We start from the raw sequence: 25,338 nt of genomic DNA, 5'->3' as shown, positions 1-25,338 counted from the left end.
CTTGGGCCCCCGCCTGCGCGGGGGCGACGAGCTAACTTATGCGCGCACCAGGCGGCACAGCGATACCTTGGTTTCCTGCATCATCGTCACGGCGTCGTAGCCATAGGTCCAGCCGGTGTTGACGGCCTCCCCGCGCACTTCCGGCGCCCCGCCCTCCGGATAGTGCTTTTCGAGGTCCTCACCCATCCACCAGCCACCAAAGTGGAAGGGCATCCACACCAGGCCCTGCGGCACGCGCTCGGTCACCATCGCCATCACCTTGAGGTTGGCGCCGGTCGGGGTTTGCACCCAGATGAAGTCGCCGATCTTGACGCCGATCTGGGCCGCATCGTTCGGATTCACCTCGCAGAACATGTTCTGCTGCAGCTCGGCCAGCCAGGGGTTCGAACGCGTCTCCTCGCCGCCGCCCTCGAACTCGACCAGGCGACCGGAGGTCATGATGAGCGGATAGTCCTTCGAGAAGTCGACCTGCTGGACCGACTTGTACAGGGTCGGCAGGCGCCAGAAGGCGGCCTTGTCGTCGTAGGTCGGGTACTTCGCCACCAGATCGCGGCGCGGCGAGACGATCGGCTCGCGGTGGGTCGGGATCGGGTCCGGGAAGTTCCAGACATTGCAGCGCGCCCGCGCATTGCCCCAGGGCGCGCAGCCGTGGGAGATGACGACGCGGATGATGCCGCCCGACAGGTCGGTCTTCCAGTTCTTGCCCTCGGCAGCAAGCTGCTCTTCCGGCGTCAGGTCGGCCCACCAGCCGAGCTTCTTCAGGAAGACGTGGTCGAATTCCGGATAGCCGACGTCGAGTTCGCTATCCTTGTTGGTCGAACCGTCGGCCGCCAGCAGGGTCTCGCCGTTGTGCTCGACGCCCCAGTTGGCGCGGAACGGCAGGCCGCCTTCGGCCACGGACTTGTGCAGGTCGTACAGGATCGGCGTGCCTGGATGCTTCATCTCCGGCGTGCCCCAGCAGGGCCAGGGCAGGCCGTAATAATCGCCCTTGCAGGGCCCGTCCTCGGCCCGCAGTGTGGTCGGGTTGAAGGTGTGCTTGTTCTGCATGTGCAGCTTGAGGCGCTCCGGCGAGCAGCCCGTATAGCCGATGGTCCAGCAGGAGCGGTTGATCTCGCGGAGGATGTCCTCGATCACCGGCTCGTTCTCGACCACCTTGATGTTCTTGACCAGTTCCTCGCCGAAGCCCAGCTTGCGGGCGAACAGGTACATGATCTCGTGGTCGGTCTTGCACTCGAACAGGGGCTGGATGACGCGTTCGCGCCACTGGATCGAGCGGTTCGAGGCCGTCACCGAGCCCTGGCACTCGAACTGCGAGGCGGCCGGCAGCAGGTAGACGCCATTCTCGCGCCCGTGCATCGAGGCCGTCATGCTCGGATAGGGGTCGATCACGACCAGCATGTCGAGCTTCTGCATGGCCGCCTTCATGTCCGGCAGGCGGGTCTGGCTGTTCGGCGCGTGGCCCCAGTAGAACACGGCGCGCAGGTTGCTCGGCTGGTCGACGTACTGGTTCTGCTCGTTCACCGCGTCGAACCAGCGCGACACCGTGATGCCCGGCTTTTCCATCAGCTCCTTGGAGCCGAAACGCGACTTGATCCACTCGTAGTCGACGCCCCAGACGGCGGCGAAGTGCTTCCAGGCGCCCTCGGCGATGCCGTAATAGCCCGGCAGCGAATCGCCGTTCGGGCCGACGTCGGTGGCGCCCTGCACGTTGTCGTGGCCGCGGTAGATGTTGGCGCCGCCGCCCTGGATGCCGATATTGCCCAGCGCCAGCTGCAGGATGCACAGGGCGCGCACGTTGGCGGTGCCGACGTGGTGCTGGGTGATGCCCATGCACCAGACCACCGAGGACGGGCGGTTCTTGGCCAGCATCTCGGCCGCCATGCGCACCGAGGCCTCCGGCACGCCGGTGACGTCGGTCACCTTGTCCGGGGTCCACTTGGCGACTTCCTTGCGGACATCATCCATGCCGTTGGTGCGGGCGGCGATGTATTCCTTGTCTTCCCAGCCGTTCTCGAAGATGTGCCACAGGATGCCCCACACCAGCGGGATGTCGGTGCCCGGACGGACCCGTACGTAGTGGTGGGCGAAGCGTGCCGTGCGCGTGAAGCGCGGATCGACCACGATCATCTTGGCGCCCAGCTCCTTCGCGTGCAGGAAGTGCAGCATCGAGATCGGGTGGGCCTCGGCCGGATTCGAACCGATGAACATCACGGCCTTGCTGTAGTGCAGGTCGTTGAAGGAGTTCGTCATCGCGCCGTAGCCGAAGGTCTGGGCCACGCCCGCCACCGTGGTCGAGTGACAGATGCGCGCCTGGTGGTCGCAGTTGTTGCTGCCCCAGAAGGAGACCCATTTGCGCAGCAGGTAGGACTGCTCGTTGTTGTGCTTCGAGCTGCCGATGACCATCAGCGCGTCGGGACCGGATTTCTGGCGCAGCTCGAGCAGCTTGTCGCCGATCTCGTTGATGGCCTGGTCCCAGGAGATGCGCTCGTACTTGCCGTTGACCAGCTTCATCGGATAGCGCAGGCGGTGCTCGCCGAAGCCGTGCTCGCGCACCGAGGCGCCCTTGGCGCAGTGGGCGCCCATGTTGATGGGCGAATCGAAGGCCGCTTCCTGGCGCACCCAGACCCCGTTGCTGACCACCGCCTCCACCGAGCAGCCGACCGAGCAGTGGCTGCAGACGGTGTGCTTGATCTCGGTCTTGGTCTCGGCCGCATTGACCGGATCGGCCGCGCTGGCCGGTTCGATGACGTTCAGCGGCAGGTGACGCGCGACCGCCGCGGCGCCAGCCGTCACGCCGGCACCGACCAGGAATTTGCGGCGTTTCAGCCCGCTGTCGCGCGATGTCTTCACCAGGGTCATGGCAACTCCTTACCAGTAAGCGGCCGTCTGGTAGTAACGGCGGATGTGTTCGGTCTCGTGGTAGCCCTTGGGTTTGGCCGGCGGCTCCGGGGCCGGCACCGGTGGCGCGGCCTCGGCGGCGCCGGCGCGGACGGCCACCACGGCCAGGGCTCCCAGCGGCGCGGCCTTCAGCAGGCTGCGGCGGGCGGGGTCCTGAACTTTGTCCTTATTTATGTCCTTATCTGCCATGGCGATCCTCATGCGGCAAGGGTTGCGTCGGCCGGCTCCCACACCCTGAAGGCATGGGCTTCGACCGCCAGGAAGGCGCCGGCGAAGGCGGCGACCACCCGGTAGAAATTGGCGGGTTCCGCGCCCGCGATGGCGGCCACGCAGGCCGCGTACCAGGGCTGGATGTGGGTGACGAACAGCTGCTTCTGCTCCAGCAGCGGCTGGCGCGCGATGCTTGGCGCGCCGGTGATCAGGACCCGCATGGTTTCGCACAGGGCGCCCAGGTGGTCTTCGAACTCGCCGACGCCACGGGCGCGCGCGATGCGCAGGCGCGCCAGGTCCTGGCGCAGCCCGGCCAGCGGAAAGTCGTTCATGTGGCCCGTCAGGTAGAAGGAGCCATAGGGATTCAGGAGCGGGGTGCCGGTGCTGATGAAGAGGTCCGCGAATTCCTCGGACACCGCGCTGGCATCGACCACGCTGGCGGCCTGGGTCAGCTTCAGCCACGCGTCTTCGAGCGCGCGCCCTGCCTCGTCCTCGCCGTCGGCGGCGATCGGGTCGGCCGCCGCCAGGGCAGCCAGCAGGGCATCGTCGGGCGGTGCCAGCATCAGGCGGGCGATCAGGGCATAAAAATCGGCCCTGGCCTGGTCTTCGTCGGACACGGGCATCGAGATCGTTTGTAAAGACGTGGCTTCCTGCGGCACTGAGCGGTTCTCCCGTTAACAAATCTGCACTGAAAGTGTAGTCCCGGGGAACCCAAAGGGCGCGCACGGTTGAACTTCTTCGCCTTTTCTATTTCATGCCGGCCGCGTGCATCAGTACCCGCAACAGCCAGGCGACGGCGCCCAGCGCCGCAACACCGAGCAGCCAGAGGCCGAGCATCCAGCCCAGCCTGCGCATCCAGAGCGTATTCATCAGTGATAACCCTCCGTGTCGACCACCTTGCCTCGGAACACGTAATACGACCACCCCGTATAAGCCAGGATCAGGGGCAGCACGATCAGGGTGCCGATCAGCGCGAAGCTCTGCGTGGCCGGCGGCGCGGCCGCTTCCCAGATCGTGATCGCGGGCGGCACGATGTGCGGCCAGATGCTGATTGCCATGCCGATATAGCCGAGCAGGGTCAGCGCCAGCGCGGCGATGAAGGGCTGGCGGTGCGGATCGCGCTTGAGCGACCACAGCAGCCAGAATGCCGACCCGGCCACCAGCAGCGGCACCGGCGACAGGATCAGCAGGTTCGGGAAGCTGAACCAGCGCGCGGCCACCTGGTGCTGGGACAGCGGGGTCCAGATGCTGACCACCACCACCGCCGCCAGCAGCAGCAGGGCGAAGGGCCGCGCCAGGGCAACCATGCGGCGCTGCAGTTCGCCCTCGGTCTTCATCACCAGCCAGGTCGCCCCCAGCACCGTATAGGCGATCATCACGCCAAAGCCGGCTGCCAGCGGAAACGGCGCGAACCAGTCGAGCGGCCCGCCGGCATAGCTGCGTCCCGACACCGGAATCCCGGACAGGAAGGCGCCCAGCGCCACGCCCTGGAAAAAGGCCGCCGCCATCGAGCCGCCGGTGAAGGCCAGGTCCCAGATCGGCCGTTCGCGGTCATTGGCCTTGAAGCGGAATTCGAAGGCGACGCCGCGGAAGATCAGGCCCAGCAGCATGAAGATCAGCGGCAGGTAGAGGCCCGGCAGGATCACGGCGTAGGCCACCGGGAAGGCGGCCAGCAGCCCTTCGCCACCCAGCACCAGCCAGGTTTCGTTGCCGTCCCAGATCGGCGCCACCGAATTCATCATCGCGTCGCGGTCGCGCCTGGCCGGGACGAAGGGGTAGAGCATGCCGATGCCGAGGTCGAAGCCGTCCAGGATCACGTACATGAACACGGAGAAGAAGATGATGCCGGCCCAGACCGCGGTGATGTCGATGTCCATGTCCATGTTCACGTCATATTGTCTTGGTTGGCGGAGGCATCGGCCTCCGGCACCGACAGCGGCCGCGCCGGCGTGCGTCCCCTGCCCGGCCCGCCTTGCGGGATGCGCGTGGTATCGAAGGCCTGCGGCCCCTTGCGCACCAGCCTCAGCACATAGGCGATGCCGACCCCGAACACAAAAAAGTAGGAAACCACGAACAACGCCAGGCTCAGCGCCACCGGTCCGGCGTCGATCTTCGAGGCGCCGTCCGCGGTGCGCAGCACGCCATAGACGATCCAGGGCTGGCGCCCGACCTCGGTGGTGATCCAGCCGGCCAGCACCGCCACCAGACCCGCCGGTCCCATCCACATGGCCATGCGCAGGAAGCCGCGGCTGTCGAACAGGCGCTTCCTGAAGCGTAGCCACACGCCCCAGGCGCCCAGCGCGATCATCAGCAGGCCCAGGCCCACCATCACGCGAAAACTCCAGAACAGGATCAGGGAATTCGGCCGCTGGTCGCGCGGAAATTCCTTCAAACCCTTGATCTGGCCGCCCCAGGTATGGGTCAGGATCCAGCTGCCCACGCGCGGGATGCCGATGGCGAATCTTGTCTCCTCGTCCTTCATGCTGGGAATGCCGAACAGCAGCAGGGGCAAGGGTTTGTCGCCTTCGTTTTCCCAATGCCCCTCGAGGGCGGCGATCTTGGCCGGCTGGTGCTTCAGGGTGTTCAGGCCATGCATGTCGCCGACCACGGCCTGGATCGGCGCCACGATCAGCACCATCCACATCGCCATCGACAGCATGGTGCGCACCGCCTCGCTCCCCCGTCCCTTGAGCAGATGCCAGGCCGCCGAGCTGCCGACGAACAGCGCGGTCGAGAGGAAGGCCGCGATCGACATGTGCACCAGCCGGTACGGGAAAGAGGGATTGAAGACGATCTTGAACCAGTCGACCGGCACCATGCGGCCGTTGACGATGTCGTAGCCCTGCGGCGTCTGCATCCAGCTGTTCGAACCGAGGATCCAGGTGGCGGAGATGAGTGTACCGAGCGCGACCATGCAGGTGGCGAGGAAGTGCAGCCCGGGACCGACCTTGGACCAGCCGAACAGCATCACGCCGAGGAAGCCGGCCTCCAGGAAGAAGGCGGTGAGCACCTCGTAGGCCAGCAGCGGCCCGGTGATGGCGCCGGCGTATTCGGAAAAATAGCTCCAGTTGGTACCGAACTGGTAAGCCATCACGATGCCGGAGACCACGCCCATGCCGAAGTTGACGGCGAAGATCTTCAGCCAGAAGTGATAGAGATCGACGAAGACCTGGCGCCTGGTCTTCAACCAGCACAGCTCGAGCACGGCCAGGTAGCTGGCCAGGCCGATGGTGATGGCCGGAAACAGGATGTGGAACGACATCGTGAACGCGAACTGCAGGCGCGCCAGGTCCAATGCCGCCAAGCCGAACATGAGTCCCCTCCGCTATTGTCGTGTACGGAATCTAGCACGTGCTGAGCCGCGCACGATTGGCGCAGTAGCGATGCCTGGCCGCGTTCAAAATGCCACGGAGTATGATCAGGCGTCGAGGAAGCCCCGGCTTTGCGAACGCAAGCTCGGCATGGGGCCGTATAATCCTGGGTATTGACATCCATTCGCATCCTTTATCCGATGATCCAGGCCATCTCTTTCCAGAGCGACGACAAGCCGCTGAACGTTCCCGCGCTCAAGGCCAGCTGCTCGGCCTGCAGCATGCACCAGCTGTGCCTGCCGATGGGCCTGGAAGACGCGGACATCGACCGCCTCGACAAGATCATCGGCCGCCGCCGCCGTCTCGAGCGCGACGAAGCCCTGTACAAGATGGGCGAGCCCTTCCGCAACCTCTACGCGGTGCGCTTCGGCCACTTCAAGACCTACCAGGTGAATGCGGCCGGCGAGGCGCAGATCACCGGTTTCCAGATGGCCGGCGAACTGCTGGGCATGGATGCGATCAGCGCCGACCGCCACCACTGCGACGCCGTCGCGCTGGAAGACAGCGAAGTCTGCGAGATCCCCTTCACCAACCTGGAAGACCTGTTCGGCCAGGTGCCTGCCCTGCTGCGCCACTTCCACCGCATCATGAGTCAGGAAATCACGCGCGAGCAGAACGTCATGCTCCTGCTCGGCAATATGCGCGCCGAGCAGCGCTTCGCCGTCTTCCTGGTGAACCTGTCGGCCCGCTACGCCGCGCGCGGCTATGCGGCCAACAGCTTCCAGCTGCGCATGTCGCGCGAGGACATCGGCAACTACCTGGGGCTGACCATCGAGAGCATCAGCCGCCTCCTGTCGCGCTTCAAGAAGCTTGGCCTGCTGCAGGTCGACAAGCGCGAAGTGACCCTGCTCGAACCGGCGCGGCTGAAGGCGATGGCGGCCGGGACCGAGCAGTGCAGTCCGATGGCATGATCAGCCAGCCTGTTGGATTGCTTCCGGCTTTTGATCGGCCGGTGCGGCTTCCGGCGCGACGACGTTGCCGTCGACGACTTGCACGACCATTTGTTCGCCTTGCGGGCCCAGGGCCAGGCAGTTGTATTTCAGGCACTCCCCTCGACAATAAGATCCAGTGGGTACATGCTGGTCGTCCGACGTAGGCCAAGCACAAAACGGAGGTCGACATGACGACAAGTAACTTAGTTGAAGAACTCTCGGGCGCTCCATCCCGCCATGGGCTTCTTGAGGACATTGGCAGCTTGCGCGAAGGCCGAACCCGGCTCGATCTCGATGGGTTTCGATTCGATCCAATACGCAAGCTTCCACTCTATGTCTTCAATCTCGTCGACGACGACGGGGCTCTTGTCGGCCAGTATCACTTTGCACCGGGCGCGCCGGAAGCGGTGGGAGAGATCGGCAACGCCGGGGGATACGTGGATGAAGCGTACCGGAACAGAGGTCACAGCAAAGAAGCCGTCAAGGCCTTGGGCGAGCTGGCGTCGCGACACGGAATGGACTCGTTCATCATCACCTGCCCGGAGGACAACGAGGCTGCACGAAAAGCCCTGGACCAGGTCGGCGTGGAAATGGCGAATCGTGGCGACAAACTCTGTTTTTACGAAATTCCGGCATCGAAATCGAACTGAAGCAACCACGACGAGGAGACAGAGATGATCAAGGTGAGCGTGATGTATCCCAACGGCCCGGACGCCCGTTTCGACGACGACTACTACCGGGAGCGGCACATGCCCATGGTGAAGGAACTGATGGGCGATGCTTTAATGTACTACACGATCGACAGGGGAATGGCCGGCGGTGCGCCGGCGTCGAACGCGCCCTACATCGCCATGGGTCACCTGTTCTGCGACTCGGTCGATGCCTTCCAGGCCGGCTTCGGCCCGCATACGAAGGAAATCATGGGCGACATTCCGAATTACACCAACCAGACGCCGGTCGTCCAGATCAGTCAGGTGGTGGTCGGCCAAGCCTGAGCCGGGCGGCCGCCTCATCCTTCCCAGCGCGAGCCGGGAAGGATGCCGCACATGTTCCCGCGCTGGAATCCGGGTTCCTTGAAGGCGAGGAAATCGTCATTGAAGCTAGCGAAGGTGGTGTCCAGGCGCCGCTTCAGCACCCGGTGGCCGAAATCCTGCCCGCGCGGGTGGGCGGCGACCACGGCGGCGCGCTGTTCCGCCGTGAACTGGTCGAAGTTGCGGCCCGCCATGTCCATGGCGGCGCCGGCCTGCGAAGGCAGAACTACCTGAGCAACGTGGATGCGGACCGTGTGGCCGCCGCCTGGCGGAACTGGTGCGGCGCCTTGGGTGATATTCGATCGCTCACCACGACGGTTGGCAAACCGGTGCCGAAATGACCCACCCGAGGGTAAACCATATTCGTGCAGATCGGCGCCAGGATCTACCAGCGTCGTCGATGCAGTACACGTAATCCCGGGCGGTGCCGAGCCAGGCTGCATAAGCCGGATTCGCTTCACTGCCGGGCGCGCCACCTCAAGCGCGAATGGATATACTCAGCATATCCGCCCACTATTGGGAATCGCGTGATGAACCGACGCCGCGACTACAAGACCGCCCTATTGATCGACGCAGCGATCTACTCGAGCTCTGCTGAAGTACGCGCGCACGCCGCCGGCGAACTTTCAGAGCGGCCCCTCCCGCCTGATTTCGAGATGCGCATCTTTTTGGAGCCGAATAGGCGTCGCCACAACCCACCTTCGCAGCCGCCGGAATTTCCGGAGTAATCGCGTCCAGGTGGACTGTCCGGGACCGCATGCAAATACGATTGCCATGATGCGACTGCCCACGTCCGCTCATGGGACCCGAAGGGACATCGGCATATCGCCGATCGCAGCCGCTTCAGGTATTCTCACGCACGTAACTATTGATTTCCTTGCCGTTCAGTTCAGTTTTCATTTCGTACCTCATTCCCAGGCGCTCGGCGACACGACGCGATGATTCATTGCCGGAAGCGATCAGTGCCCGAACCTTCGGCTCACCCCGGACCTCGAACGCATACTTCAGGACTGCCGCCGCCGCTTCGTTCGCAATTCCCTTTCCCCAGAATGCCCGATAGGTATTCCATCCCATCTCCATCACGGTTGATTCGTGGCGGAAGAAAGCGCCCACGCTGCCAACCAGCTGACCTGTCTGCCGGTCCTCTATAGACCACCAGCCAGCCCGGTTCAGGAGCCAGAATCCAGCATGCGAGTTGAAGATGCGCCAGGCGGTCTGACGGTCTGCCGAGCCTAAATGCGCTGAGCTTTCGGCATTCGACAAATGATCCGCAAATAATTCGAAGTCTTCAACACGATATTCCCGAAGCGTAAGCCGATCTGTGTGAAGGCGAGGCACGGAAATCGTAAGGGCGTCATTCATGAGAAGTGCATCCTTAAATGTTTACATGGTGTTCAGCCACCGCGTACGGCATCCTTGCTCAGCGACAGGCACGAGGTTTTGTTCGGCGCTCCTAAGCAAACTGAAACTCCCCGGCATAGCCATGAAAAAACTTCCACGTCGGGTCTTCATGCACCTTGCCGGCGAACTCTTCGTCGGGAAAACGATCCTTGACTCCCTGAACAAAAGCTTTCGCATCGAATGAAGGCGCAAGATAGATATAGTAAGTCCGCTTGCCTGCAAAGGTTTCTATAACGGCAATCAGCCCTCGCGTTTCATCATCGAAGGGCGTCGTCACGCAGCTGCCCAGCGTTATGAGCGAGTCGTTGTAATCCCCTTCCGGAAGACCGTTTTCCCTCACATGCTTCAGCTTGTGCGTCAGTACCAGCAATCGCGGAAACGTCGGCCGAAGTCGCGCGAACTCCGCGACCTTGACGTCCGGCCGGCGCATATAGAGCGGAAAGCCCTCGTACATGGTATTGCCGTTGAGCCAGCTTCGCTTCGATGTCGTCATGGCTTGTTTGCCTTCATCTTTCCGATAACAGCGTGGAGTCGAACCACACATCCTCGTATCCGTCTTCAGGCAGCTTTCTGCTGCGCCACCCAGCGCTGCACGATCTCCCCCAGCACATCCAGCGGCACCGAACCATTCTTCAGCACCACGTCATGGAAGGCCGGCAGCGAGAACTTGTCGCCCAGCTCGCGCCTGGCCTGGTCGCGCAGTTCGAGGATGCGCAGCATGCCGATCATGTAGGCGCAGGCCTGGCCCGGGCGGGCGATGTAGCGCTCCACTTCCTGGGCGCCGATGCCGTAGTCGATCGCCTGCTGGCGGGTCCAGCCCTTGGTGTGCAGGCCGGTGTCGACCACCAGGCGGCGGGCGCGGAACAGTTCGGAGCCGAGGGCGCCGAGCAGGCCCGGGACGTCCCCCTCGTACCAGCCCTGCTCCACCGCCAGGCGCTCGGCGTACAGGCCCCAGCCTTCGCTGTGGGCGCTGCCGCCGCCGAAGATGCGCTGGGCGCGGAATTTCGGCAGGCCGGTCTGCTCCTGCTGGATCGCCAGCTGGAAGTGGTGGCCCGGCACCGCCTCGTGGTATGACAGGCTGCGCATGCGGATCATGTCGAAAGTGGGGCCGCGCATCGGCACCCAGAAGATGCCGGGACGGCTGCCGTCCGGCGCCGGCAGCGAGTAGTGGGCCGACGCCGAGGGCTCGGTCAGCGGCGGCTCGCGGCGCACTTCGACCGGGGCGCGCGGCTTCAGCTTGAACAGGGTGTTGCTGCGCTGTTCGGCGTCCGCCACCATTGCCGCGTACTTCTGCAGGATCTCGGGACGCGGATCCCCTTCTCCCTTCGGCTGGAAGCTGGCATCCAGCTGCTTCATGCGCTGCTCGATCGTGCCGTCGGTATAGCCGAGCGAACGCAGGTGGCGGTCCATCTCGGCTTCGATGCGGGCGACTTCGCGCAGGCCGATCTCGTGGATCTGTTCCGCCGTCAGGTTGGTGCTCGTGTAGGTTTTCAGGGCTTGCTGGTAGGCCGCGAGCCCGCCCGGCAGGCGCGAGATGCCGGCGGTGTCGTTGGTCCGTGGATGGATCTCGGCCAAAAAGGCCTGGATGCGCTGGTAGGCCGGGCGGATCTTCGCGTCGACGATGCGCGCGGCATCCGCGACCGCCTTGCTGCGCGCCGCTCCCGGCACGTCCGGCAGCTTGGCCAGGCGCTGGTCGAGCGTTGTCACCAGCACGTTCTGGCCGGCTTCCGGCTTGAGGAAGAGGTCGACCTGGTACTGGCCGCGCTCGAGGATGAAGCGCGGCGGCAGCATGCCTTTCGCGGCGGCCTCCCTGGCGCGTACCAGTGCTTCGTCGAGGCGCGGACCCACCTGCTCCAGGCGCGCCATATAGCTGGCCAGGTCGGATGCGCGGCGCAGCGGATGCGTGGTGGTCATGAAGTTGACCAGGCCGACCTGGGCGCCGAACTGGCTGAACACGAAGTTGTAGTCTTCGTAGGGCTCGCTGTCGACGGTGTTGGCCAGGCTCCAGCGCATTACCGCGGCCGAGGTGCGCTGTTCTTCGCTCAGCGGGCCGGCCAGGAATTTGTCCAGGCGCGCCACGCCGGTCCTGGCCAGTGCGATCCGCTTCTGGCGCTGGGCGCGGGTCAGCGGGGTCAGCTGGCGGTCGAGGGCGTCCTGTTCGGCGCCCGTGAAATACTGGGTCGAGGTCGCCTCTTGCGGATTGGCGCGCACCCAGTCTTCGGCAAAGCGGTCGGCCCAGGCGTCGAAGGCCTTGTTCGGCTTGACGGCGGGCGCCGTGGCGGCGGCCTTGGCCGTCTTGCCGGCGGCAATGGCCTGAGGCATGACGGCGGCCAGGGCCAGCGGGAGGAACAGCGAAGCGATGGTCGTGCGCAGGATGCGCTGTCGGGTCTGGGTCATGTCTCTCTTCCGTGTTTTTATTGACTATCGGAAATTTAACATGAAGCCTCCACGCTTGGAAACGTCAATACGAAGCGGGTGCCCTCGGGGCCGCTCTCCGCCCGCACGCTGCCGCCATGCAGCTGCATGATGGAACGAACGATGGCGAGGCCGAGGCCGCCCGATTCGCCGGGGCCGTGCCGCGCCGGATCGCAGCGGTAGAAGCGCTCGAACAGGTGCGGCAGGTGTTCGGCCGCGATCGGCGCGCCGCGGTTGTGGACCGCGAGTTCGGTGCCGTTCGCCGCGGCCCCGGCGGCGAGCGTGATCGCGGTGCCGGCCTCGCCATAGCGGAGGGCATTGGCCAGCAGGTTGGCCAGGGCGCGGCGCAGCAGCTCGCGGTCGGCCGGGAGGCTGCCCTGCATGCGGTTCAGCAGCGCCATGCCGCGTTCCTCGGCCATGCCTTCGAAGTAGTCGCACAGCTGGGCGGCCAGTTCGTGCAGGTCGACGGCTTCGCGCGCGATCGCGGACGAGGCTTCGGTGCGGGCCAGGAACAGCATGCTGTCGATCATGCGCGCCAGGCGCTCGTACTCCTCCTGGTTCGACACCAGCACGTCCTGGTAATCCGCGGCCGAGCGGGCCCGGCTCAGGGCTTGCTGGGTCTGCCCCATCAGGTTGTTCAGGGGCGTGCGCATCTCGTGGGCCAGGTCTTCGGAAAAGCGCGCCAGCTGGGCGAAGCCGGCTTCCAGGCGCTCCAGCATCTGGTTCAGCGCCGCGCGCAGCGCCTGCAACTCGCTCAATTCGCTGGCGTCGACCAGGCGCAGCGACAGGTGCTGGACGTCGATCGCGGCGGCGCGTGCGGCCAGCTCGCGCACCGGCCGCAAGCCGCGCGTGGCGACCGCCAGTCCGAGCAGGTAGGCCAGGCCGGAACCGGCGGCCAGCGCCAGCCACAGCTTGAGGCGGTAGGCGCCCAGCATCTGCTCGCGCTCGGCCAGCAGCTTGCCGGCGATGAGGGTCAGGCTGCCGTCCGGGCCCGGCACCCGCATCCAGGCCAGGCGCACCGGCTGCCTGCCCTCGATGGTGCGCAGCACGAGCTTGCCGTCGCCGGGCGCCAAGGTGGAGAGCGACGAGGGCAAGGCCACGCCGGCCGGGTCGACCGCGATGCGTACCTGGCCGGCGGCATCGACGATCCACAGCGCGCTGTCGCGGTTGCCGAGCATATTGTCGTACAGGCGCGGACGGCGCCGCAGGACCTCGAGGTCGGCGCTGTCTTCGATCAGGGAACGCGTCCGCTCGATGCGTCCGGCCAGGGCCTGGTCGTCGCGCCAGGCGATCTCGCGTTCCAGCGCGCCGTACAGGAAGATGCAGATGGCGCCCAGCAGCAGCGCGCTGCCGAGCGCGAACAGCAGGGCCAGGCGCTGGCTGAGCGCGCGCGGCCAGCCGCTCAAGCGCGCGCCTCCAGCACGTAGCCGACCCCGCGCACGGCGTGGATCAGTTTCAGGGAATGGCCGTCGTCGATCTTGGCGCGCAGGCGGCGGATGGCGACGTCGACGACGTTGGTGTCGCTGTCGAAGTTCATGCGCCAGACCTGGGACGCAATATAGGTGCGCGACAGCACCTCGCCTTCGCGGCTGAGCAGCAGGTGCAGCAGCGCGAATTCCTTGTTGGTCAGCTCGACGCGCTCGCCGGCGCGGATGGCCTGGCGGCGCAGCAGGTCGAGTTCGAGGTCGGCGGCCTGCAGGCGTTCGGCGTCGCGCGCGGTGCGCCGCAGCAGCGTGCGCACGCGCGCCAGGAACTCGGCATACGAAAAAGGTTTTACGAGGTAGTCGTCGGCGCCCAGTTCGAGTCCCTTGACCCGGTCTTCGACGGCATCGCGCGCGGTCAGGAACATCACCGGCACATCGGATTCGCGGCGCAGCAGCCGCAGCAGCTCCCAGCCGTCGACGCCGGGCAGCATCACGTCCAGCACCACCAGGTCATAGCGCTCGCTTTCGATCAGCCTGCGCCCCTCGGACCCGGTGGCCGCCACCTGCACCAGGTAGCCGGACTCCTGCAGGCCCTTGCGCAGGTAGTCCGCGGTCTTCGCTTCGTCTTCCACAATCAGGATCGTCATGCCGCATAGCTTACCGCGCGCGCGCCGCCGCTGGCTTACAAATTTGTAATCGAAGCGTCATCCATGCCTGCGACGCTGCTGGCTACCATGGATGCCATCGATATGGACGAGGAGGATGACGATGAAGAAAATGGCTTGCCTGCTGGCCGCCGGCGCCCTGATGAACGCTGCCCATGCGGCCGCGCCGAACCCGCTGAGCGTGCACGTGCTGAACCTGCAGGATGGACGGCCGGCGCCCGGTGTGGAGGTCATGCTCGAAAAGCAGGAGGACGGACGCTGGACCCCGCTGAATACCGCCGCGACCGACCAACAGGGCCGGATCGGCGCCCTCTTCCCGGACGGCCGCGCATGGAGCGCGGGCACCTACAAGGTCACCTTCAAGACCGGCAAGTGGTTCGCCGCGCGCCAGGCCGAGACCTTCTTCCCGGAGGTGCCGGTGATCTTCAGGGCGGACGGCAAGCTGCCGCACTACCACATCCCGCTGCTGCTCAGCCCCTACGGCTTCTCGACCTACCGCGGCAACTAGCGATCACGAGCGGTCGGCCTCGATCGCCAGTTCCTGCTGGCGCGGCCAGGACCAGCTCTTCGCCAGCCGCCAGTCGCGCCGGCTGCCTTCGACGACCACCTGCCAGTGGGTCTGTTCCAGCACCGGCAGCGGCACCGAGAAGGCGCCGTCGGCATCCGGCTTCACCAGCAGGCTCAGGTCGCGCTCCGGCAGGGTCGGATGCGCGAGCCGGATGGTAAACGGCGCCGCCAGCGGCCGGCCGAGGCTTTCGATCCGGCCGGTCAGGCGCCCGCCCCCGTAGCGCATGTCCAGCACGATGCGCATCGCGCTGGCCACGCGGTCGCGGCGCAGGTCCTGGTTGATGGCCTTGCCCTGCTTGTAGTAGTCGTCGACCACCATGGCGTCCGGGTGGCCGAGCGCCAGCCAGGTGGCGAAGGAGCCGGCCACCACCACCGTGGCGGGGCCCAGCATCAGGAACCAGGGCCAGCGGTGCGTGTACCAGGGCGTCGCCTGGGCGGTATCGGGCGAGACGTGCATGTCGCTTCCTCTCATTTCGGAACGATGAAAACCGCCTTCTCGCTCACCTGCAGCGAGGGGTCGTCGAGGGCGCTGACCGTGAAGCGGATCGGGTGCGAGCCGCCGGCCGCCCTGCCCGGCTGGACGCGGACCCGCACCGGCACCGCCCGCGTCGAGGCGCCGGCCAGTTCGACCAGGTCCTCGTCGGCGATGCCGGCGGTGGCGATGCCGTCCACGTGGATGCGGTACAGGTGCTCGCGCTCGGCCGTATTCATGATCTGCAGGCGGTAGACGTTCTCGATCATGCCGTCCTCGACTTCGCGCCCCATCGCGCCGCGGTCGCGGATCACGTCCAGCTTGAGCGGGGTGCGCAGGGCCAGCGCGCCGGCGAAGGCGGCGGCGATGGCGAAGAACACCAGGCCGTAGCCGACCACGCGCGGACGCAGCAGGCGGCGCCTGACCTGGGCCGCGGACCAGCCGCCGGCCAGCGCATTCTCGGTCGCGTAGCGGATCAGGCCGTGCGGTTTGCCCACCTTGTCCATCACGCTGTCGCAGGCGTCGATGCAGGCCGCGCAGCCGATGCATTCGTACTGCAGGCCCTTGCGGATGTCGATGCCGGTCGGGCAGACCTGCACGCACATGCTGCAGTCGATGCAATCGCCCTTCTGCTCGGTCCTGGAGACGCCGCGCGGTTCGCCGCGTGCCGTGTCGTAGCTGACGATCAGGGTGTCGCGGTCGAACATCGCGCTCTGGAAGCGCGCATAGGGGCACATGTACTTGCAGACCTGCTCGCGCATCCAGCCGGCGTTGCCGTAGGTGGCGAAGGCGTAGAACAGCACCCAGAAGGCTTCCCAGGGGCCGAGCGAGAAGCCCAGCGCTTCATGCCCGAGCTGGCGCACGGGCGTGAAGTAGCCGACGAAGCTGAAACCGGTCCACAGCGCGACGACGCCCCAGGCCAGGTGCTTGGCGCCGCGCTTGCCCAGCTTTTCCGCCGTCCACGGCTGGCGGTCGAGGCGGATGCGCGCGCTGCGGTTGCCCTCGATGCGGCGCTCGATCCACAGGAAGATCTCGGTGTACACCGTCTGCGGGCAGGCATAGCCGCACCATACGCGGCCGGCGACGGTCGTCACCAGGAACAGGCCGTAGGCGGAGAATATCAGCAGGCCGGCCAGGTAGATGAAGTCCTGGGGCCACAGCACCAGCCCGAACAGGTGGAACTTGCGGGCGCCAAGGTCGAACAGCACGGCCTGGCGTCCGTTCCATTGCACCCAGGGCAGGCCGTAGAACAGGATCTGCGTGAGCCACACGCAGGCCCAGCGCAAGGTGGCATAGCGGCCCTTCACCTCGCGCGGATGGATCTCCTCGCGCGCGGCGTACATCTTGATGACCGCTTCCTTCACCACGGGCTCCGGCGCATTCATTTTGCCGCCTCCGGCGCGTTCGGATCGTTCGACAGGCTCCATACATAGGCCGCCAGCACGTGCGCCTTGCCCTCGCCGAGGAATTCGCCCCAGGCCGGCATGGTGTTGTTGCGGCCCTTGCGGATGGTCTCCATGATGGTTTCCGCGCTGCCGCCGTAGAGCCAGACCTTGTCCGTCAGGTTCGGTGCGCCCAGGGCCGGGTTGCCATGGGCGTCGGCGCCATGGCAGGCGGCGCAGGCGCCGAACTTCGGCTTGCCGAAGGCGACCTTGACCGGATCCGCGGTCAGGCCGGACAGGCTGCGCACGTAGTGGGCCACGTTCTCGACATCGCTGTCGGCACCGAGGGCCGCGCCCATCGGCGGCATCTGGCCGTTACGGCCCTTCATGATGGTTTCCTTGATGACGGAGGGTTCGCCGCCGTACAGCCAGTCCTTGTCGGTCAGGTTCGGATAACCCTTGTTGCCGCGCGCGTCGGAGCCGTGGCATTGGGCGCAGTAGTTCAGGAACAGGCGCTCGCCGATCGCATGGGCCTGCGGGTCGCGCGCCACCATCTTGATGTCCTGCTTCAGGTATTTGTCGAACAGCGGGCCGTAGTCGGCATTCGCCTGCTTCACCTCGAGCTGGTAGGCGCCGCTGGATTTCCAGCCCAGCTTGCCCGCGTACGTGCCCAGGCCCGGATACAGCACCAGGTAGACGACCGCGAACACGATGGTCAGGTAGAACAGTCCCATCCACCAGCGCGGCATCGGGGTGTTCAGCTCCGTCAGGTCTTCGTCCCAGACGTGGCCGGTGGTCTTGTCAAGCTGGCCGTCCTCGCCGATCCTGACCTTGTGCTTTGACTGGGACCACAGCAGGATCGCGCAGCCGGCGATGCCGAGCACCGTGATCAGCACGATGTACCAGTTCCAGAAGCCGCTGGTGAAGTCAGACATAGTCTTCTCCGATGTCGTCGTTATCGTCGGCGAAAGGCAGCGCGGCYGCCTGGGCGAAATCGTGTTCCTTGCGCAGCACGTAGGTCCAGGCCAGGATGCCGGCGAAGGTGGCGAAGCTGATCACCGTCATGATGCGGCTCGCGTCGTCGAAAATATGTTGAAGTGCCATGTCGGTTCCTCGCTCAGTTCCTTGTCTTGATTTGCGTGCCCAGGCCCTGCAGGTAGGCGATCAGTGCGTCCTGTTCGCTCTTGCCTTCCAGTTCGGCCGGCGCGTCCTGCACGTCCTTTTCCGAGTACGGCACGTTCAGGCGCTGCATCGCGCGCATCTTCGGCACGATGGATTGCGGGTCGAGCTTGTTGCTGGCCAGCCAGGGATAACCCGGCATATTCGATTCCGGGACCACGTCGCGCGGGTTGTCCAGGTGGGTACGGTGCCACTCGTCCGAGTAGCGGCCGCCCACGCGCGCCAGGTCCGGGCCGGTGCGCTTGCTGCCCCACTGGAACGGGTGGTCATAGACGAATTCGCCGGCCACGGAATAGTGGCCATAGCGCTCGGTCTCGGCGCGGAAGGGACGGATCATCTGCGAGTGGCAGTTGTAGCAGCCTTCGCGGATGTAGATATCGCGGCCGGCCAGGCGCAGCGCGGAATACGGTTTCAGGCCGGCGACCGGCTCGGTGGTCGACTTCTGGAAGAACAGCGGCACGATCTCGACCAGGCCGCCGAACGAGATCACGACCAGCACCAGGCCGATCAGCAGCCAGGGGTTCTTCTCGATCCACTCGTGGGTGAATTTCATGATGGTTCCTTGCTTTGTTTATGCGTGTTCGGGGGCGTCGTTCGAGGCCGGTGCCGGCTGGTGCGGCCGCAGGTCCGGGATGCGCGCATCGACGGACCGGGTGCCGCGCATCGTCAGCCAGGTGTTGTAAGCCATCAGGAACATGCCGCTCAGGTACATCAGGCCGCCGCCGAAGCGGATCACGTAATAGGGATAGGTCGCCTTGACGCCCTCGACGAAGGTATAGGTCAGGGTGCCGTCCGGGTTCACCGCGCGCCACATGAGGCCCTGCATCACGCCGGCGATCCACATCGCGGCGATGTACAGCACGATGCCGATGGTGCCGAGCCAGAAGTGGGCCTCGATCAGGGCCACGCTTTCCATCTGCTTCTTGCCGGCCAGGCGCGGGATCAGGTAATACAGCGATCCCATGGTGATGAAGCCGACCCAGCCCAGCGCGCCGCCGTGGACGTGGGCAATGCCCCAGTCGGTGTAGTGGGACAACGAGTTGATGGTCTTGATCGACATCATCGGGCCCTCGAAGGTGGCCATGCCGTAGAAGGACAGCGAGACGATCATGAACTTCAGGATCGGATCCGAGCGCAGCTTGTGCCATGCGCCCGACAGGGTCATCATCCCGTTGATCATGCCGCCCCAGGACGGCGCCAGCAGGATCAGCGAGAACACCATGCCCAGCGACTGGGTCCAGTCGGGCAGCGCGGTGTAGTGCAGGTGGTGGGGGCCGGCCCACATATAGGTGAAGATCAGGGCCCAGAAGTGCACGATCGACAGGCGGTAGGAATACACCGGGCGCTCGGCCTGCTTGGGGATGAAGTAGTAGACCATGCCGAGGTAGCCGGCGGTCAGGATGAAGCCGACCGCGTTATGGCCGTACCACCACTGGATCATCGCGTCCTGCACGCCGGCGTACATCGAATAGGACTTCCACAGCGACGCCGGCATCGACATGCCGTTCACGATGTGCAGCACCGCCACGGCGATGATGTAGCCGCCGAAGAACCAGTTGGCGACGTAGATGTGCTGCACGCGGCGCTTGACGATGGTGCCGAAGAAGACCACCGCATAGGCCACCCAGACGATGGCGATCAGGATCGCGATCGGCCATTCCAGCTCGGCGTATTCCTTGCCGCGCGTGAAGCCCATCGGCAGCGTGATCGCGGCCGACACCAGCACCGCCTGCCAGCCCCAGAAGGTGAAGGCGGCCAGCCTGTCCGAGAACAGCCGCACCTGGCAGGTCCGCTGCACCACGTAGTAGGAGGTGGCGAACAGGCCGCAGATGCCGAAGGCGAAAATGACCGCATTCGTGTGCAGCGGACGCAGGCGGCCGTAGGTCAGCCATGGGATGTCGAAGTTCAGCGCCGGCCAGGCCAGCTGGGCCGCGATCCAGACGCCGGCGAGCATGCCGATCACGCCCCAGACCACGGTGGCGATGGCAAACTGGCGCACGATCTTATAGTTGTAGTTTAGACTGGTGCTCAAGATGCACTCCCTAGAAAATATAAAGGACGACATCAGGAGCGTAAGTTTCTGAACGTGGAAAATCCTTGATGTGAATCAAAATGTCCGGAACGGGCTGTGGCAGGAGACAAAAACCCACACTTGAGGACTTCGCATGCCGCCCATCGCATCAGAACTGCACGAAGAAATCGGCAAGCGTCTGCGCCGGAGCCGCGAAGACATGCTGGCCACCATCCGTGCCCGCACCGGCGGCGGCACCGACGACCGCCCGGCGATCTCGCCGATGGCCCGCATGGGCTCGAACGACGACGCCCCGGCCGGCGAAATGCTGAGCCACAACGAAGAACACCTGGCCGAGCACGAAACCGATCTGCTGGCGACGCCTACGGTGCAGACCCGTATCGAATGCCATGAGCGGATCGAGAAGGAACAGCGGACCGGGCGCGGGCCGACGATGTAACGACCTGCAACGCGGAGCCCCGCCGCCTTGTCCCAGGCACCATTGACGTGTAAACGTCGCCCCCGCGCAGGCGGGGTCCAAGTTCTGCGAGCGTCGTGCCAGCTCAAGCAAACTTGGGTCCCCGCCTTCGCGGGGACGACGGTGGTAGCGGGAACGACGCTTAATCATCATCATTCAGTATCCGCAAAGCCGGCCCATCCAGATCCTCGAACTGCCCGCCCTCGGCCGCCCCGAAGAAAATCCACACCGCAAACGCCACCAGGATCAGGCTCAGCGGAATCAGCAGATACAGGGCTTCCATCAGCCCGCCCTCCTCAGCCGCAAGGCATTCAGCACCACCAGGGCCGAACTGCCGGCCATGCCCAGGCCGGACAGCCAGGGATTCAGCAGGCCGCTGGCAGCGGCCGGTATCGCCACGAGGTTGTAGAGCATCGCCCAGCCCAGGTTCTGGCGGATGATGCGCACGCAGGCGCCGGCGGTGCGCACCGCTTCGCCCAGCGGTTCGAGGCCGGCGTCGCCGGTATCCAGCAGCACGCAGTCGGCATGCAGCTGGGCCAGCTGGGCGCCCTGGCCCATCGCGAACGAGACGTCGGCGCCGCTCAGCACGGCGGCGTCATTGATGCCGTCGCCGACCATCGCCACCACCGCACCCTCGGCCTGCAGGGCGCGCACCGCGTCCAGCTTGTCCTGCGGCAGCTGGCGGCCGCGCGCCTCGCGGATGCCGAGCTGGGCGGCCACTGCCTGCACCGCTTCCTCGTCGTCGCCGGACAGCAGCAGCACCGTCTTGCCGCGCGCCTGCAGCTGGCGCACCAGGGCCGGCACTTCGGGGCGCAGGGCGTCGACCAGGTCGAAGCGGGCCAGCCAGCGGTCGCTGCTGCCCAGCCAGACCGCGCTGGCGCCGGCCGGCGCGCCCAGGGGCGCCACGCCGCCGGCCAGGGCGGCCACGAAATCGGCGCTGCCCAGGCGGTAGCGCAGGCCGGCCACCTGGCCTTCGATGCCCTGCCCGACCACATTCTCGATACTGTCCGCCTCCAGCGCGGCGGCGTCCAGCGCGGCCCGCGCTTCGCACAGGGCCTGGGCCAGCGGATGCGCGTTGCCCGCTTCGAGCGCCGCTGCGATGCGCAGGCAGTCGGCGCTTTCGGCCATGCCCAGGGTCACGGTGTCGCGCAGCACGGGACGGCCGCGGGTCACGGTGCCGGTCTTGTCGAACACCACGTGGGTAGCCCGCTCCAGGGTCTCCAGCACGTGCGGCTTCACGGCCAGCACGCCGTGGCGCAGCAGGCGTTCCAATGCCGCCGCCAACGCGGTCGGCGTCGCCAGCGACAGCGCGCAGGGACAGGACACCACCAGCACCGCGATTGCCGCCGGCCAGGCGCGCGCCGGGTCCACCGCATGCCAGTACTCGAACACGGCGGCCGTCAGCACCAGCAGCACCACCACGAACCAGGCGCCGACGCGGTCGGCCCACTGCGCCAGTCTCGGCTTGTCCTGGCCGGCGCGTTCGCTCAGCCGCACCAGGGTCGCCAGGGTGCTGGCGGCGGCGCTGCTGCTCACCCGCACCGTCACCGCCTGGGCCACGTTGACGGCGCCGCCGGGCAGCTGGTCGCCGGGCGCCATCGGCCGCGTGCGGCTCTCGCCGGTCAGCAGGGACAGGTCGACTTCCGTGTGACCTTCGAGGATGACGCCATCGGCCGCCACCGTCTGCCCGGGCGGGACCAGGATCACGTCGCCGGGCGCCAGCTTGCCGGCGGCGATGGTTTCGGGCTCGATCGAAGCCGGCCAGTGCGGCAGCCGCAGCGCGGTGGCGGGCGCCGCATGCTGCAGGCTTTCCAGGGCGCGCGCGGCCTTGCGGCGGGCATCGAGTTCCAGCCAGCGGCTGCCCAGCAGCAGGAACACGAACATGGTGATCGAATCGAAATAGACCTCGCCGCTGCCGCGCACCAGCGACACCGCACTGCCCACGAAGGCGGCCAGGATGCCCAGCGCCACCGGCACGTCCATGCCGGGCAGGCCGCGCCGCAGGTCGCTCCAGGCGCCGCGCAAGAAAGGCCAGGCGCAGTAGCTCACCGCGGGCAGCGTGAGCAGGAAGGAGGCCCAGCCCATCAGGGCCGTCATGTCGGCGTCCATGGTGCCGTCGGTGGCTAGGTAGACCGGAACGGCGTACATCATCACCTGCATCATCGACAGCCCGGCCACGAACAGGCGCCGCATCAGGGATTTGCGGGCGCGTTCGAGCTGGGCGCCGTGGCGGGTGGCGTCGTAGGGATAGGCGGTATAGCCGATGGCGCGCAAGGCCGCGATGATGGCGCTGGGACGGCAGATCGATGCATCCCAGCGCACCTGCAGGCGCTCGGTGGCGACGTTCAGCACGCAGGACTGCACGCCCGGCAGCGAAGTTACGCGGCGTTCGATCAGCCACACGCAGGCGGCGCAGCGCAGGCCCTCGACGGTGAACACGGCGTCGCCGTCCAGCCCCATCTCGTCGTAGAGCTTCAGGGACGCATCGCTGCCGCCGGTGTCGTCAGGCGGGGCGGCGAAGGCGGTGCGGCTGTCGTAGTAGTCGTGCAGGCCGGCGTCCGCGATCGCCTGGGCGGCGGCGGCGCAGCCGGGACAGCACATGGTGCGTGCCTGCCCGCCGATGCTGGCCTGCCAGCGCCTGCCCCCGACGGCCGGCTGGCCGCAGTGGTAGCAGGCGGCAAAGTCGGCAATCGCGTTCATGCTCCACCTCCCGGCGTCAGGCAGACGCTCTCCAGCCAGCTGTGCGGCAGGCCGCCCGCCGCGCGGGCGAGGCCGAGCAGGCCGAAGCCCAGCACCAGCGCGCCGCAGGCCAGGCGCACCTCGCGCCGGCGCAGGGAAGCGCGCAGGCGCGCGCCCAGCAGGCCGAGACCGAGCAGCATCGGCAGCGTGCCGAGGCCGAAGGCCAGCATCACCAGCGCGCCGCCCGCGGCGGAGCCGGACAGCATGGCCGTCACCAGCACGCTGTAGACCATCCCGCAGGGCAGCCAGCCCCACAGAAGCCCGGCGGCCAGCATGCGGCCCGGGCCGAGGCCCGCGCCCGGCCCCGGGCTCACACGGCGCAGTAGCGGCTGCACGCGGCGCCAGACGATCTGGCCGCCCTGCTCCAGCCGCGCCAGGCCGCGCCAGGCATCCATCAGATACAGCCCCAGCATGGCCAGCATCAGGTTGGCCATCCAGTAGGCGCCCGTCTGCAGCGCCGGCAGCCGCGCCAGCGCGCCGGCGCCCTGGCCGATCCCGCCGGCCAGCGCACCCGCCAGCATGTAGCTGCCGATGCGGCCGGCGTTGTATGCCAGACCATTTGCCAGCGCCGGACGGGCCGGGCGCGCAGCATGCAGCGTCACCGGCGCCACCGACAGCGCGCCGACGATCCCGCCGCACATGCCGGCGCAGTGCACGCTGCCGAGCAGCCCGACCACGAACACCGGCAACAGGCCGATACCACCGATACCCATTTCACACCGTCTTCGAATAATGCGGTTCGGCGCTGCGGGTGGCGAGGTAGCGGTCGAACACCATGCACACGTTGCGGATCAGCAGGCGCCCTTTGCTGCTGACGCTGATCCAGTCGCCGTTCACGACCACCAGTCCATCCTCTTCCATCGCCGCCAGCTGCGCCAGTTCGGCCGCGAAGTACTGGCGGAATACCACCGGGAAGGCCTGCTCGATGGTGGAGATCGACAGCTCGAACTGGCACATCAGCTTCTGGATCACGGTGCGTCGCAGGACGTCGTCCATGCCGAGGCGGGTGCCGCGCGCCACCGGCAGATCGTTGCGGTCGAGCGCATCGTAGTAGGCGTCCAGGGTCTTGACGTTCTGGCTGTAGGTCGCGCCCACCGCGCCGATGGCGGAGACGCCACAGGAGACCAGGTCCGTATCCGCATGGGTCGAATAGCCCTGGAAGTTGCGGTGCAGGCGGCCCTGGCGCTGGGCGATGGCGAGGTCGTCTTCCGGCTTGGCGAAATGGTCCATGCCGATGTAAACGTAGCCGGCGGCGGTGAGGCGCTCGATGCACAGCTGGAGCATGCGCAGCTTGGCGTCGCTGTCCGGCATGTCCTGTTCCAGGATGCGGCGCTGCGGCTTGAACAGGTGCGGCAGGTGGGCGTAGTGGTAGACGGCGATGCGGTCCGGATCCGCGGCCACCACTTTCGCGAGGGTGGCCGTCATGGTCTGCGGGGTCTGCTTCGGCAGGCCGTAGATCAGGTCGATGCTGACCGAACGGAAGCCGGCGGCGCGCGCGGCGGCGATCACGGCGCGCGTCTCTTCTTCCGGCTGGATGCGGTTGACGGCCTTCTGGACCTCGGCGTCGAAATCCTGCACGCCCAGGCTGATGCGGTTGAAGCCTTGCGCGCGCAGGCTGTGCACGCGCTCCACCGACACGGTGCGCGGGTCGACTTCGATGGAATACTCGCCGATTGCATCCGGAGCGAAGCGGAAGCAGCGCCGCAGGTGGTCCATCAACTCACCCATCTGCGCATCCGACAGGTAGGTCGGGGTGCCGCCGCCGAAGTGCAGCTGTTCGACCTCCTGCGTCTCCGCGCAGATCCCGGCGAACAGCGCGCCCTGCATCGCGACTTCGCGCTTCAGGTAAGCCAGGTAGGTGGCCGCCTTCTCGCGGTTCCTGGTGACGATCTTGTTGCAGGCGCAGTAGTAGCAGACCGTGTCGCAGAACGGAATGTGCAGGTACAGCGACAGTGGACGCGCATTGCCGCGCGTGCGGCGGTCGGCCACGGCGTGCAGGTAGTCGCGGTAGCCGAAGCTGTCCGTGAAGCGGTCGGCGGTCGGGTAAGAGGTGTAGCGCGGGCCGGACTTGCTGAGGCGGGAGATCAGCCCGGCGTCGAAATCGACATGCGGCTGGAAGGCCGGGATCTTGGCGGGTACTGCTTGCAACTGCTGCGTCATGAG

At 66.3% G+C, this 25,338-nt stretch carries 28 protein-coding genes; 6 read left to right on the top strand and 22 right to left on the bottom strand.

The genetic code is table 11. From position 1 onward, the window contains the following. Window positions 1-36 precede the first annotated feature (36 nt). From AC1DIX_RS00915 to AC1DIX_RS00890, 6 genes are all read right to left on the bottom strand, one after another. Window positions 37-2,859, bottom strand: a complete 2,823-nt coding sequence (locus AC1DIX_RS00915; protein WP_477321290.1) for a formate dehydrogenase subunit alpha — start codon at window positions 2,857-2,859, stop codon at window positions 37-39. 9 nt (window positions 2,860-2,868) lie between these two features. Next, complete coding sequence (locus AC1DIX_RS00910) at window positions 2,869-3,087, bottom strand: formate dehydrogenase (protein ID WP_477321288.1); 219 nt, start codon at window positions 3,085-3,087, stop codon at window positions 2,869-2,871. Window positions 3,088-3,095: 8 nt separating this feature from the next. After that, window positions 3,096-3,731 carry a TorD/DmsD family molecular chaperone gene (locus tag AC1DIX_RS00905; RefSeq protein ID WP_477321286.1) on the bottom strand — a complete coding sequence of 212 codons (636 nt, stop codon included), beginning with the start codon at window positions 3,729-3,731 and terminating at the stop codon, window positions 3,096-3,098. Window positions 3,732-3,855: 124 nt separating this feature from the next. After that, entirely contained in the window at window positions 3,856-3,978 is a 123-nt protein-coding gene (locus AC1DIX_RS00900; protein ID WP_441934083.1) for a DUF2474 family protein, read from the bottom strand. Continuing rightward, window positions 3,978-4,985: a cytochrome d ubiquinol oxidase subunit II gene (cydB, locus tag AC1DIX_RS00895; protein WP_441934450.1), complete on the bottom strand. Its 1,008-nt coding sequence runs from the start codon at window positions 4,983-4,985 to the stop codon at window positions 3,978-3,980. The genes AC1DIX_RS00900 and cydB overlap by 1 nt, the downstream gene beginning before the upstream one ends. Window positions 4,986-4,993: 8 nt before the next feature. Next, a complete protein-coding gene (locus tag AC1DIX_RS00890) occupies window positions 4,994-6,421 on the bottom strand; it encodes a cytochrome ubiquinol oxidase subunit I (protein WP_477321284.1) in 1,428 nt (475 codons plus the stop codon). A 198-nt stretch (window positions 6,422-6,619) separates the two neighbouring features. Between AC1DIX_RS00890 and fnr the strand changes: the two genes are divergently transcribed. From fnr to AC1DIX_RS00875, 3 genes are all read left to right on the top strand, one after another. Beyond that, window positions 6,620-7,390, top strand: a complete 771-nt coding sequence (fnr, locus tag AC1DIX_RS00885) for a fumarate/nitrate reduction transcriptional regulator Fnr (protein WP_441934079.1) — start codon at window positions 6,620-6,622, stop codon at window positions 7,388-7,390. 209 nt (window positions 7,391-7,599) lie between these two features. Then, complete coding sequence (locus tag AC1DIX_RS00880) at window positions 7,600-8,061, top strand: GNAT family N-acetyltransferase (RefSeq protein ID WP_477321282.1); 462 nt, start codon at window positions 7,600-7,602, stop codon at window positions 8,059-8,061. Window positions 8,062-8,085: 24 nt separating this feature from the next. Then, window positions 8,086-8,406, top strand: coding sequence for an EthD family reductase (locus AC1DIX_RS00875; RefSeq protein ID WP_441934075.1), 321 nt, complete (start codon window positions 8,086-8,088; stop codon window positions 8,404-8,406). A gap of 14 nt (window positions 8,407-8,420) precedes the next feature. On the opposite strand, the gene AC1DIX_RS00870 is transcribed toward AC1DIX_RS00875, so the two are convergent. Then, entirely contained in the window at window positions 8,421-8,642 is a 222-nt protein-coding gene (locus AC1DIX_RS00870; protein ID WP_477321280.1) for a hypothetical protein, read from the bottom strand. 330 nt (window positions 8,643-8,972) lie between these two features. Here AC1DIX_RS00870 and AC1DIX_RS00865 point away from each other — a divergent pair, with 330 nt between their 5' ends. Next, window positions 8,973-9,170 (top strand): hypothetical protein, encoded by a 198-nt coding sequence (locus tag AC1DIX_RS00865; RefSeq protein ID WP_477321278.1) that lies wholly within the window; start codon window positions 8,973-8,975, stop codon window positions 9,168-9,170. Between the two features lie 115 nt (window positions 9,171-9,285). On the opposite strand, the gene AC1DIX_RS00860 is transcribed toward AC1DIX_RS00865, so the two are convergent. The 5 genes from AC1DIX_RS00860 to AC1DIX_RS00840 all read right to left on the bottom strand — a co-directional run bounded on the left by AC1DIX_RS00860 (window position 9,286) and on the right by AC1DIX_RS00840 (window position 14,329). Further along, window positions 9,286-9,804, bottom strand: a complete 519-nt coding sequence (locus AC1DIX_RS00860; RefSeq protein ID WP_477321276.1) for a GNAT family N-acetyltransferase — start codon at window positions 9,802-9,804, stop codon at window positions 9,286-9,288. A gap of 91 nt (window positions 9,805-9,895) precedes the next feature. After that, window positions 9,896-10,336: a DUF695 domain-containing protein gene (locus AC1DIX_RS00855; protein WP_441934067.1), complete on the bottom strand. Its 441-nt coding sequence runs from the start codon at window positions 10,334-10,336 to the stop codon at window positions 9,896-9,898. 65 nt (window positions 10,337-10,401) lie between these two features. Beyond that, window positions 10,402-12,240 (bottom strand): DUF885 domain-containing protein, encoded by a 1,839-nt coding sequence (locus tag AC1DIX_RS00850; RefSeq protein WP_477321274.1) that lies wholly within the window; start codon window positions 12,238-12,240, stop codon window positions 10,402-10,404. Window positions 12,241-12,275: 35 nt separating this feature from the next. Beyond that, a complete protein-coding gene (locus tag AC1DIX_RS00845; protein ID WP_477321272.1) occupies window positions 12,276-13,664 on the bottom strand; it encodes a heavy metal sensor histidine kinase in 1,389 nt (462 codons plus the stop codon). Then, window positions 13,661-14,329 (bottom strand): heavy metal response regulator transcription factor, encoded by a 669-nt coding sequence (locus tag AC1DIX_RS00840; RefSeq protein ID WP_477321270.1) that lies wholly within the window; start codon window positions 14,327-14,329, stop codon window positions 13,661-13,663. The genes AC1DIX_RS00845 and AC1DIX_RS00840 overlap by 4 nt, the downstream gene beginning before the upstream one ends. 121 nt (window positions 14,330-14,450) lie before the next feature. On the opposite strand from AC1DIX_RS00840, the gene uraH reads away from it, so the two are divergent. Then, window positions 14,451-14,855: a hydroxyisourate hydrolase gene (uraH, locus tag AC1DIX_RS00835; RefSeq protein WP_477321268.1), complete on the top strand. Its 405-nt coding sequence runs from the start codon at window positions 14,451-14,453 to the stop codon at window positions 14,853-14,855. Window positions 14,856-14,858: 3 nt separating this feature from the next. Here the strand turns inward: uraH and AC1DIX_RS00830 are convergent, their stop codons facing one another. From AC1DIX_RS00830 to ccoN, 6 genes are read right to left on the bottom strand one after another with little or no spacing between them, the layout of a single operon-like run. Then, window positions 14,859-15,371 carry a FixH family protein gene (locus AC1DIX_RS00830; protein ID WP_477321266.1) on the bottom strand — a complete coding sequence of 171 codons (513 nt, stop codon included), beginning with the start codon at window positions 15,369-15,371 and terminating at the stop codon, window positions 14,859-14,861. An 11-nt stretch (window positions 15,372-15,382) separates the two neighbouring features. Continuing rightward, a complete protein-coding gene (ccoG, locus tag AC1DIX_RS00825) occupies window positions 15,383-16,771 on the bottom strand; it encodes a cytochrome c oxidase accessory protein CcoG (RefSeq protein ID WP_477321264.1) in 1,389 nt (462 codons plus the stop codon). Next, a complete protein-coding gene (gene ccoP, locus AC1DIX_RS00820; protein WP_477321262.1) occupies window positions 16,768-17,703 on the bottom strand; it encodes a cytochrome-c oxidase, cbb3-type subunit III in 936 nt (311 codons plus the stop codon). Before ccoP ends, ccoG begins: the two co-directional genes overlap by 4 nt. Then, a complete protein-coding gene (locus AC1DIX_RS00815; protein WP_441934051.1) occupies window positions 17,696-17,872 on the bottom strand; it encodes a cbb3-type cytochrome oxidase subunit 3 in 177 nt (58 codons plus the stop codon). The genes ccoP and AC1DIX_RS00815 overlap by 8 nt, the downstream gene beginning before the upstream one ends. Before the next feature lie 13 nt (window positions 17,873-17,885). Next, window positions 17,886-18,500, bottom strand: a complete 615-nt coding sequence (gene ccoO, locus AC1DIX_RS00810; RefSeq protein WP_441934050.1) for a cytochrome-c oxidase, cbb3-type subunit II — start codon at window positions 18,498-18,500, stop codon at window positions 17,886-17,888. 18 nt (window positions 18,501-18,518) lie between these two features. Further along, window positions 18,519-19,979 (bottom strand): cytochrome-c oxidase, cbb3-type subunit I, encoded by a 1,461-nt coding sequence (ccoN, locus tag AC1DIX_RS00805; protein ID WP_477321259.1) that lies wholly within the window; start codon window positions 19,977-19,979, stop codon window positions 18,519-18,521. A 133-nt stretch (window positions 19,980-20,112) separates the two neighbouring features. Between ccoN and AC1DIX_RS00800 the strand changes: the two genes are divergently transcribed. Next, window positions 20,113-20,418, top strand: a complete 306-nt coding sequence (locus tag AC1DIX_RS00800; RefSeq protein WP_477321257.1) for a TraR/DksA family transcriptional regulator — start codon at window positions 20,113-20,115, stop codon at window positions 20,416-20,418. A 160-nt stretch (window positions 20,419-20,578) separates the two neighbouring features. Here the strand turns inward: AC1DIX_RS00800 and ccoS are convergent, their stop codons facing one another. From ccoS to hemN, 4 genes are read right to left on the bottom strand one after another with little or no spacing between them, the layout of a single operon-like run. Then, entirely contained in the window at window positions 20,579-20,719 is a 141-nt protein-coding gene (ccoS, locus tag AC1DIX_RS00795; protein ID WP_477321255.1) for a cbb3-type cytochrome oxidase assembly protein CcoS, read from the bottom strand. Continuing rightward, entirely contained in the window at window positions 20,719-23,136 is a 2,418-nt protein-coding gene (locus AC1DIX_RS00790; protein ID WP_477321253.1) for a heavy metal translocating P-type ATPase, read from the bottom strand. The genes ccoS and AC1DIX_RS00790 overlap by 1 nt, the downstream gene beginning before the upstream one ends. After that, window positions 23,133-23,882, bottom strand: a complete 750-nt coding sequence (locus AC1DIX_RS00785) for a sulfite exporter TauE/SafE family protein (RefSeq protein WP_441934449.1) — start codon at window positions 23,880-23,882, stop codon at window positions 23,133-23,135. Before AC1DIX_RS00785 ends, AC1DIX_RS00790 begins: the two co-directional genes overlap by 4 nt. Window positions 23,883-23,889: 7 nt before the next feature. After that, window positions 23,890-25,335, bottom strand: coding sequence for an oxygen-independent coproporphyrinogen III oxidase (gene hemN, locus AC1DIX_RS00780; RefSeq protein WP_477321251.1), 1,446 nt, complete (start codon window positions 25,333-25,335; stop codon window positions 23,890-23,892). Window positions 25,336-25,338: the final 3 nt, after the last annotated feature.

The organism is Massilia sp. 05N420 (genome assembly GCF_056397205.1).
Note: the sequence above shows the minus strand (reverse complement) of the source record. Positions and strands in the feature narration are given on the sequence as shown.

Excerpts from the sequence above, each read along its gene's own strand:
- AC1DIX_RS00900 (WP_441934083.1), bottom strand. The coding sequence starts at position 3,978 with ATGAATACGCTCTGGATGCGCAGGCTGGGCTGGATGCTCGGCCTCTGG.
- AC1DIX_RS00800 (WP_477321257.1), top strand. The coding sequence starts at position 20,113 with ATGCCGCCCATCGCATCAGAACTGCACGAAGAAATCGGCAAGCGTCTG.
- ccoG (WP_477321264.1), bottom strand. The coding sequence starts at position 16,771 with ATGAATGCGCCGGAGCCCGTGGTGAAGGAAGCGGTCATCAAGATGTAC.
- cydB (WP_441934450.1), bottom strand. The coding sequence starts at position 4,985 with ATGGACATCGACATCACCGCGGTCTGGGCCGGCATCATCTTCTTCTCC.
- AC1DIX_RS00830 (WP_477321266.1), bottom strand. The coding sequence starts at position 15,371 with ATGCACGTCTCGCCCGATACCGCCCAGGCGACGCCCTGGTACACGCAC.
- ccoP (WP_477321262.1), bottom strand. The coding sequence starts at position 17,703 with ATGTCTGACTTCACCAGCGGCTTCTGGAACTGGTACATCGTGCTGATC.
- AC1DIX_RS00910 (WP_477321288.1), bottom strand. The coding sequence starts at position 3,087 with ATGGCAGATAAGGACATAAATAAGGACAAAGTTCAGGACCCCGCCCGC.
- uraH (WP_477321268.1), top strand. The coding sequence starts at position 14,451 with ATGAAGAAAATGGCTTGCCTGCTGGCCGCCGGCGCCCTGATGAACGCT.
- ccoO (WP_441934050.1), bottom strand. The coding sequence starts at position 18,500 with ATGAAATTCACCCACGAGTGGATCGAGAAGAACCCCTGGCTGCTGATC.
- AC1DIX_RS00855 (WP_441934067.1), bottom strand. The coding sequence starts at position 10,336 with ATGACGACATCGAAGCGAAGCTGGCTCAACGGCAATACCATGTACGAG.
- AC1DIX_RS00890 (WP_477321284.1), bottom strand. The coding sequence starts at position 6,421 with ATGTTCGGCTTGGCGGCATTGGACCTGGCGCGCCTGCAGTTCGCGTTC.
- AC1DIX_RS00870 (WP_477321280.1), bottom strand. The coding sequence starts at position 8,642 with ATGGACATGGCGGGCCGCAACTTCGACCAGTTCACGGCGGAACAGCGC.
- fnr (WP_441934079.1), top strand. The coding sequence starts at position 6,620 with ATGATCCAGGCCATCTCTTTCCAGAGCGACGACAAGCCGCTGAACGTT.
- AC1DIX_RS00880 (WP_477321282.1), top strand. The coding sequence starts at position 7,600 with ATGACGACAAGTAACTTAGTTGAAGAACTCTCGGGCGCTCCATCCCGC.
- AC1DIX_RS00915 (WP_477321290.1), bottom strand. The coding sequence starts at position 2,859 with ATGACCCTGGTGAAGACATCGCGCGACAGCGGGCTGAAACGCCGCAAA.
- AC1DIX_RS00905 (WP_477321286.1), bottom strand. The coding sequence starts at position 3,731 with ATGCCCGTGTCCGACGAAGACCAGGCCAGGGCCGATTTTTATGCCCTG.
- ccoS (WP_477321255.1), bottom strand. The coding sequence starts at position 20,719 with ATGGAAGCCCTGTATCTGCTGATTCCGCTGAGCCTGATCCTGGTGGCG.
- AC1DIX_RS00840 (WP_477321270.1), bottom strand. The coding sequence starts at position 14,329 with ATGACGATCCTGATTGTGGAAGACGAAGCGAAGACCGCGGACTACCTG.
- AC1DIX_RS00790 (WP_477321253.1), bottom strand. The coding sequence starts at position 23,136 with ATGAACGCGATTGCCGACTTTGCCGCCTGCTACCACTGCGGCCAGCCG.
- AC1DIX_RS00865 (WP_477321278.1), top strand. The coding sequence starts at position 8,973 with ATGAACCGACGCCGCGACTACAAGACCGCCCTATTGATCGACGCAGCG.
- hemN (WP_477321251.1), bottom strand. The coding sequence starts at position 25,335 with ATGACGCAGCAGTTGCAAGCAGTACCCGCCAAGATCCCGGCCTTCCAG.
- AC1DIX_RS00860 (WP_477321276.1), bottom strand. The coding sequence starts at position 9,804 with ATGAATGACGCCCTTACGATTTCCGTGCCTCGCCTTCACACAGATCGG.
- AC1DIX_RS00850 (WP_477321274.1), bottom strand. The coding sequence starts at position 12,240 with ATGACCCAGACCCGACAGCGCATCCTGCGCACGACCATCGCTTCGCTG.
- AC1DIX_RS00875 (WP_441934075.1), top strand. The coding sequence starts at position 8,086 with ATGATCAAGGTGAGCGTGATGTATCCCAACGGCCCGGACGCCCGTTTC.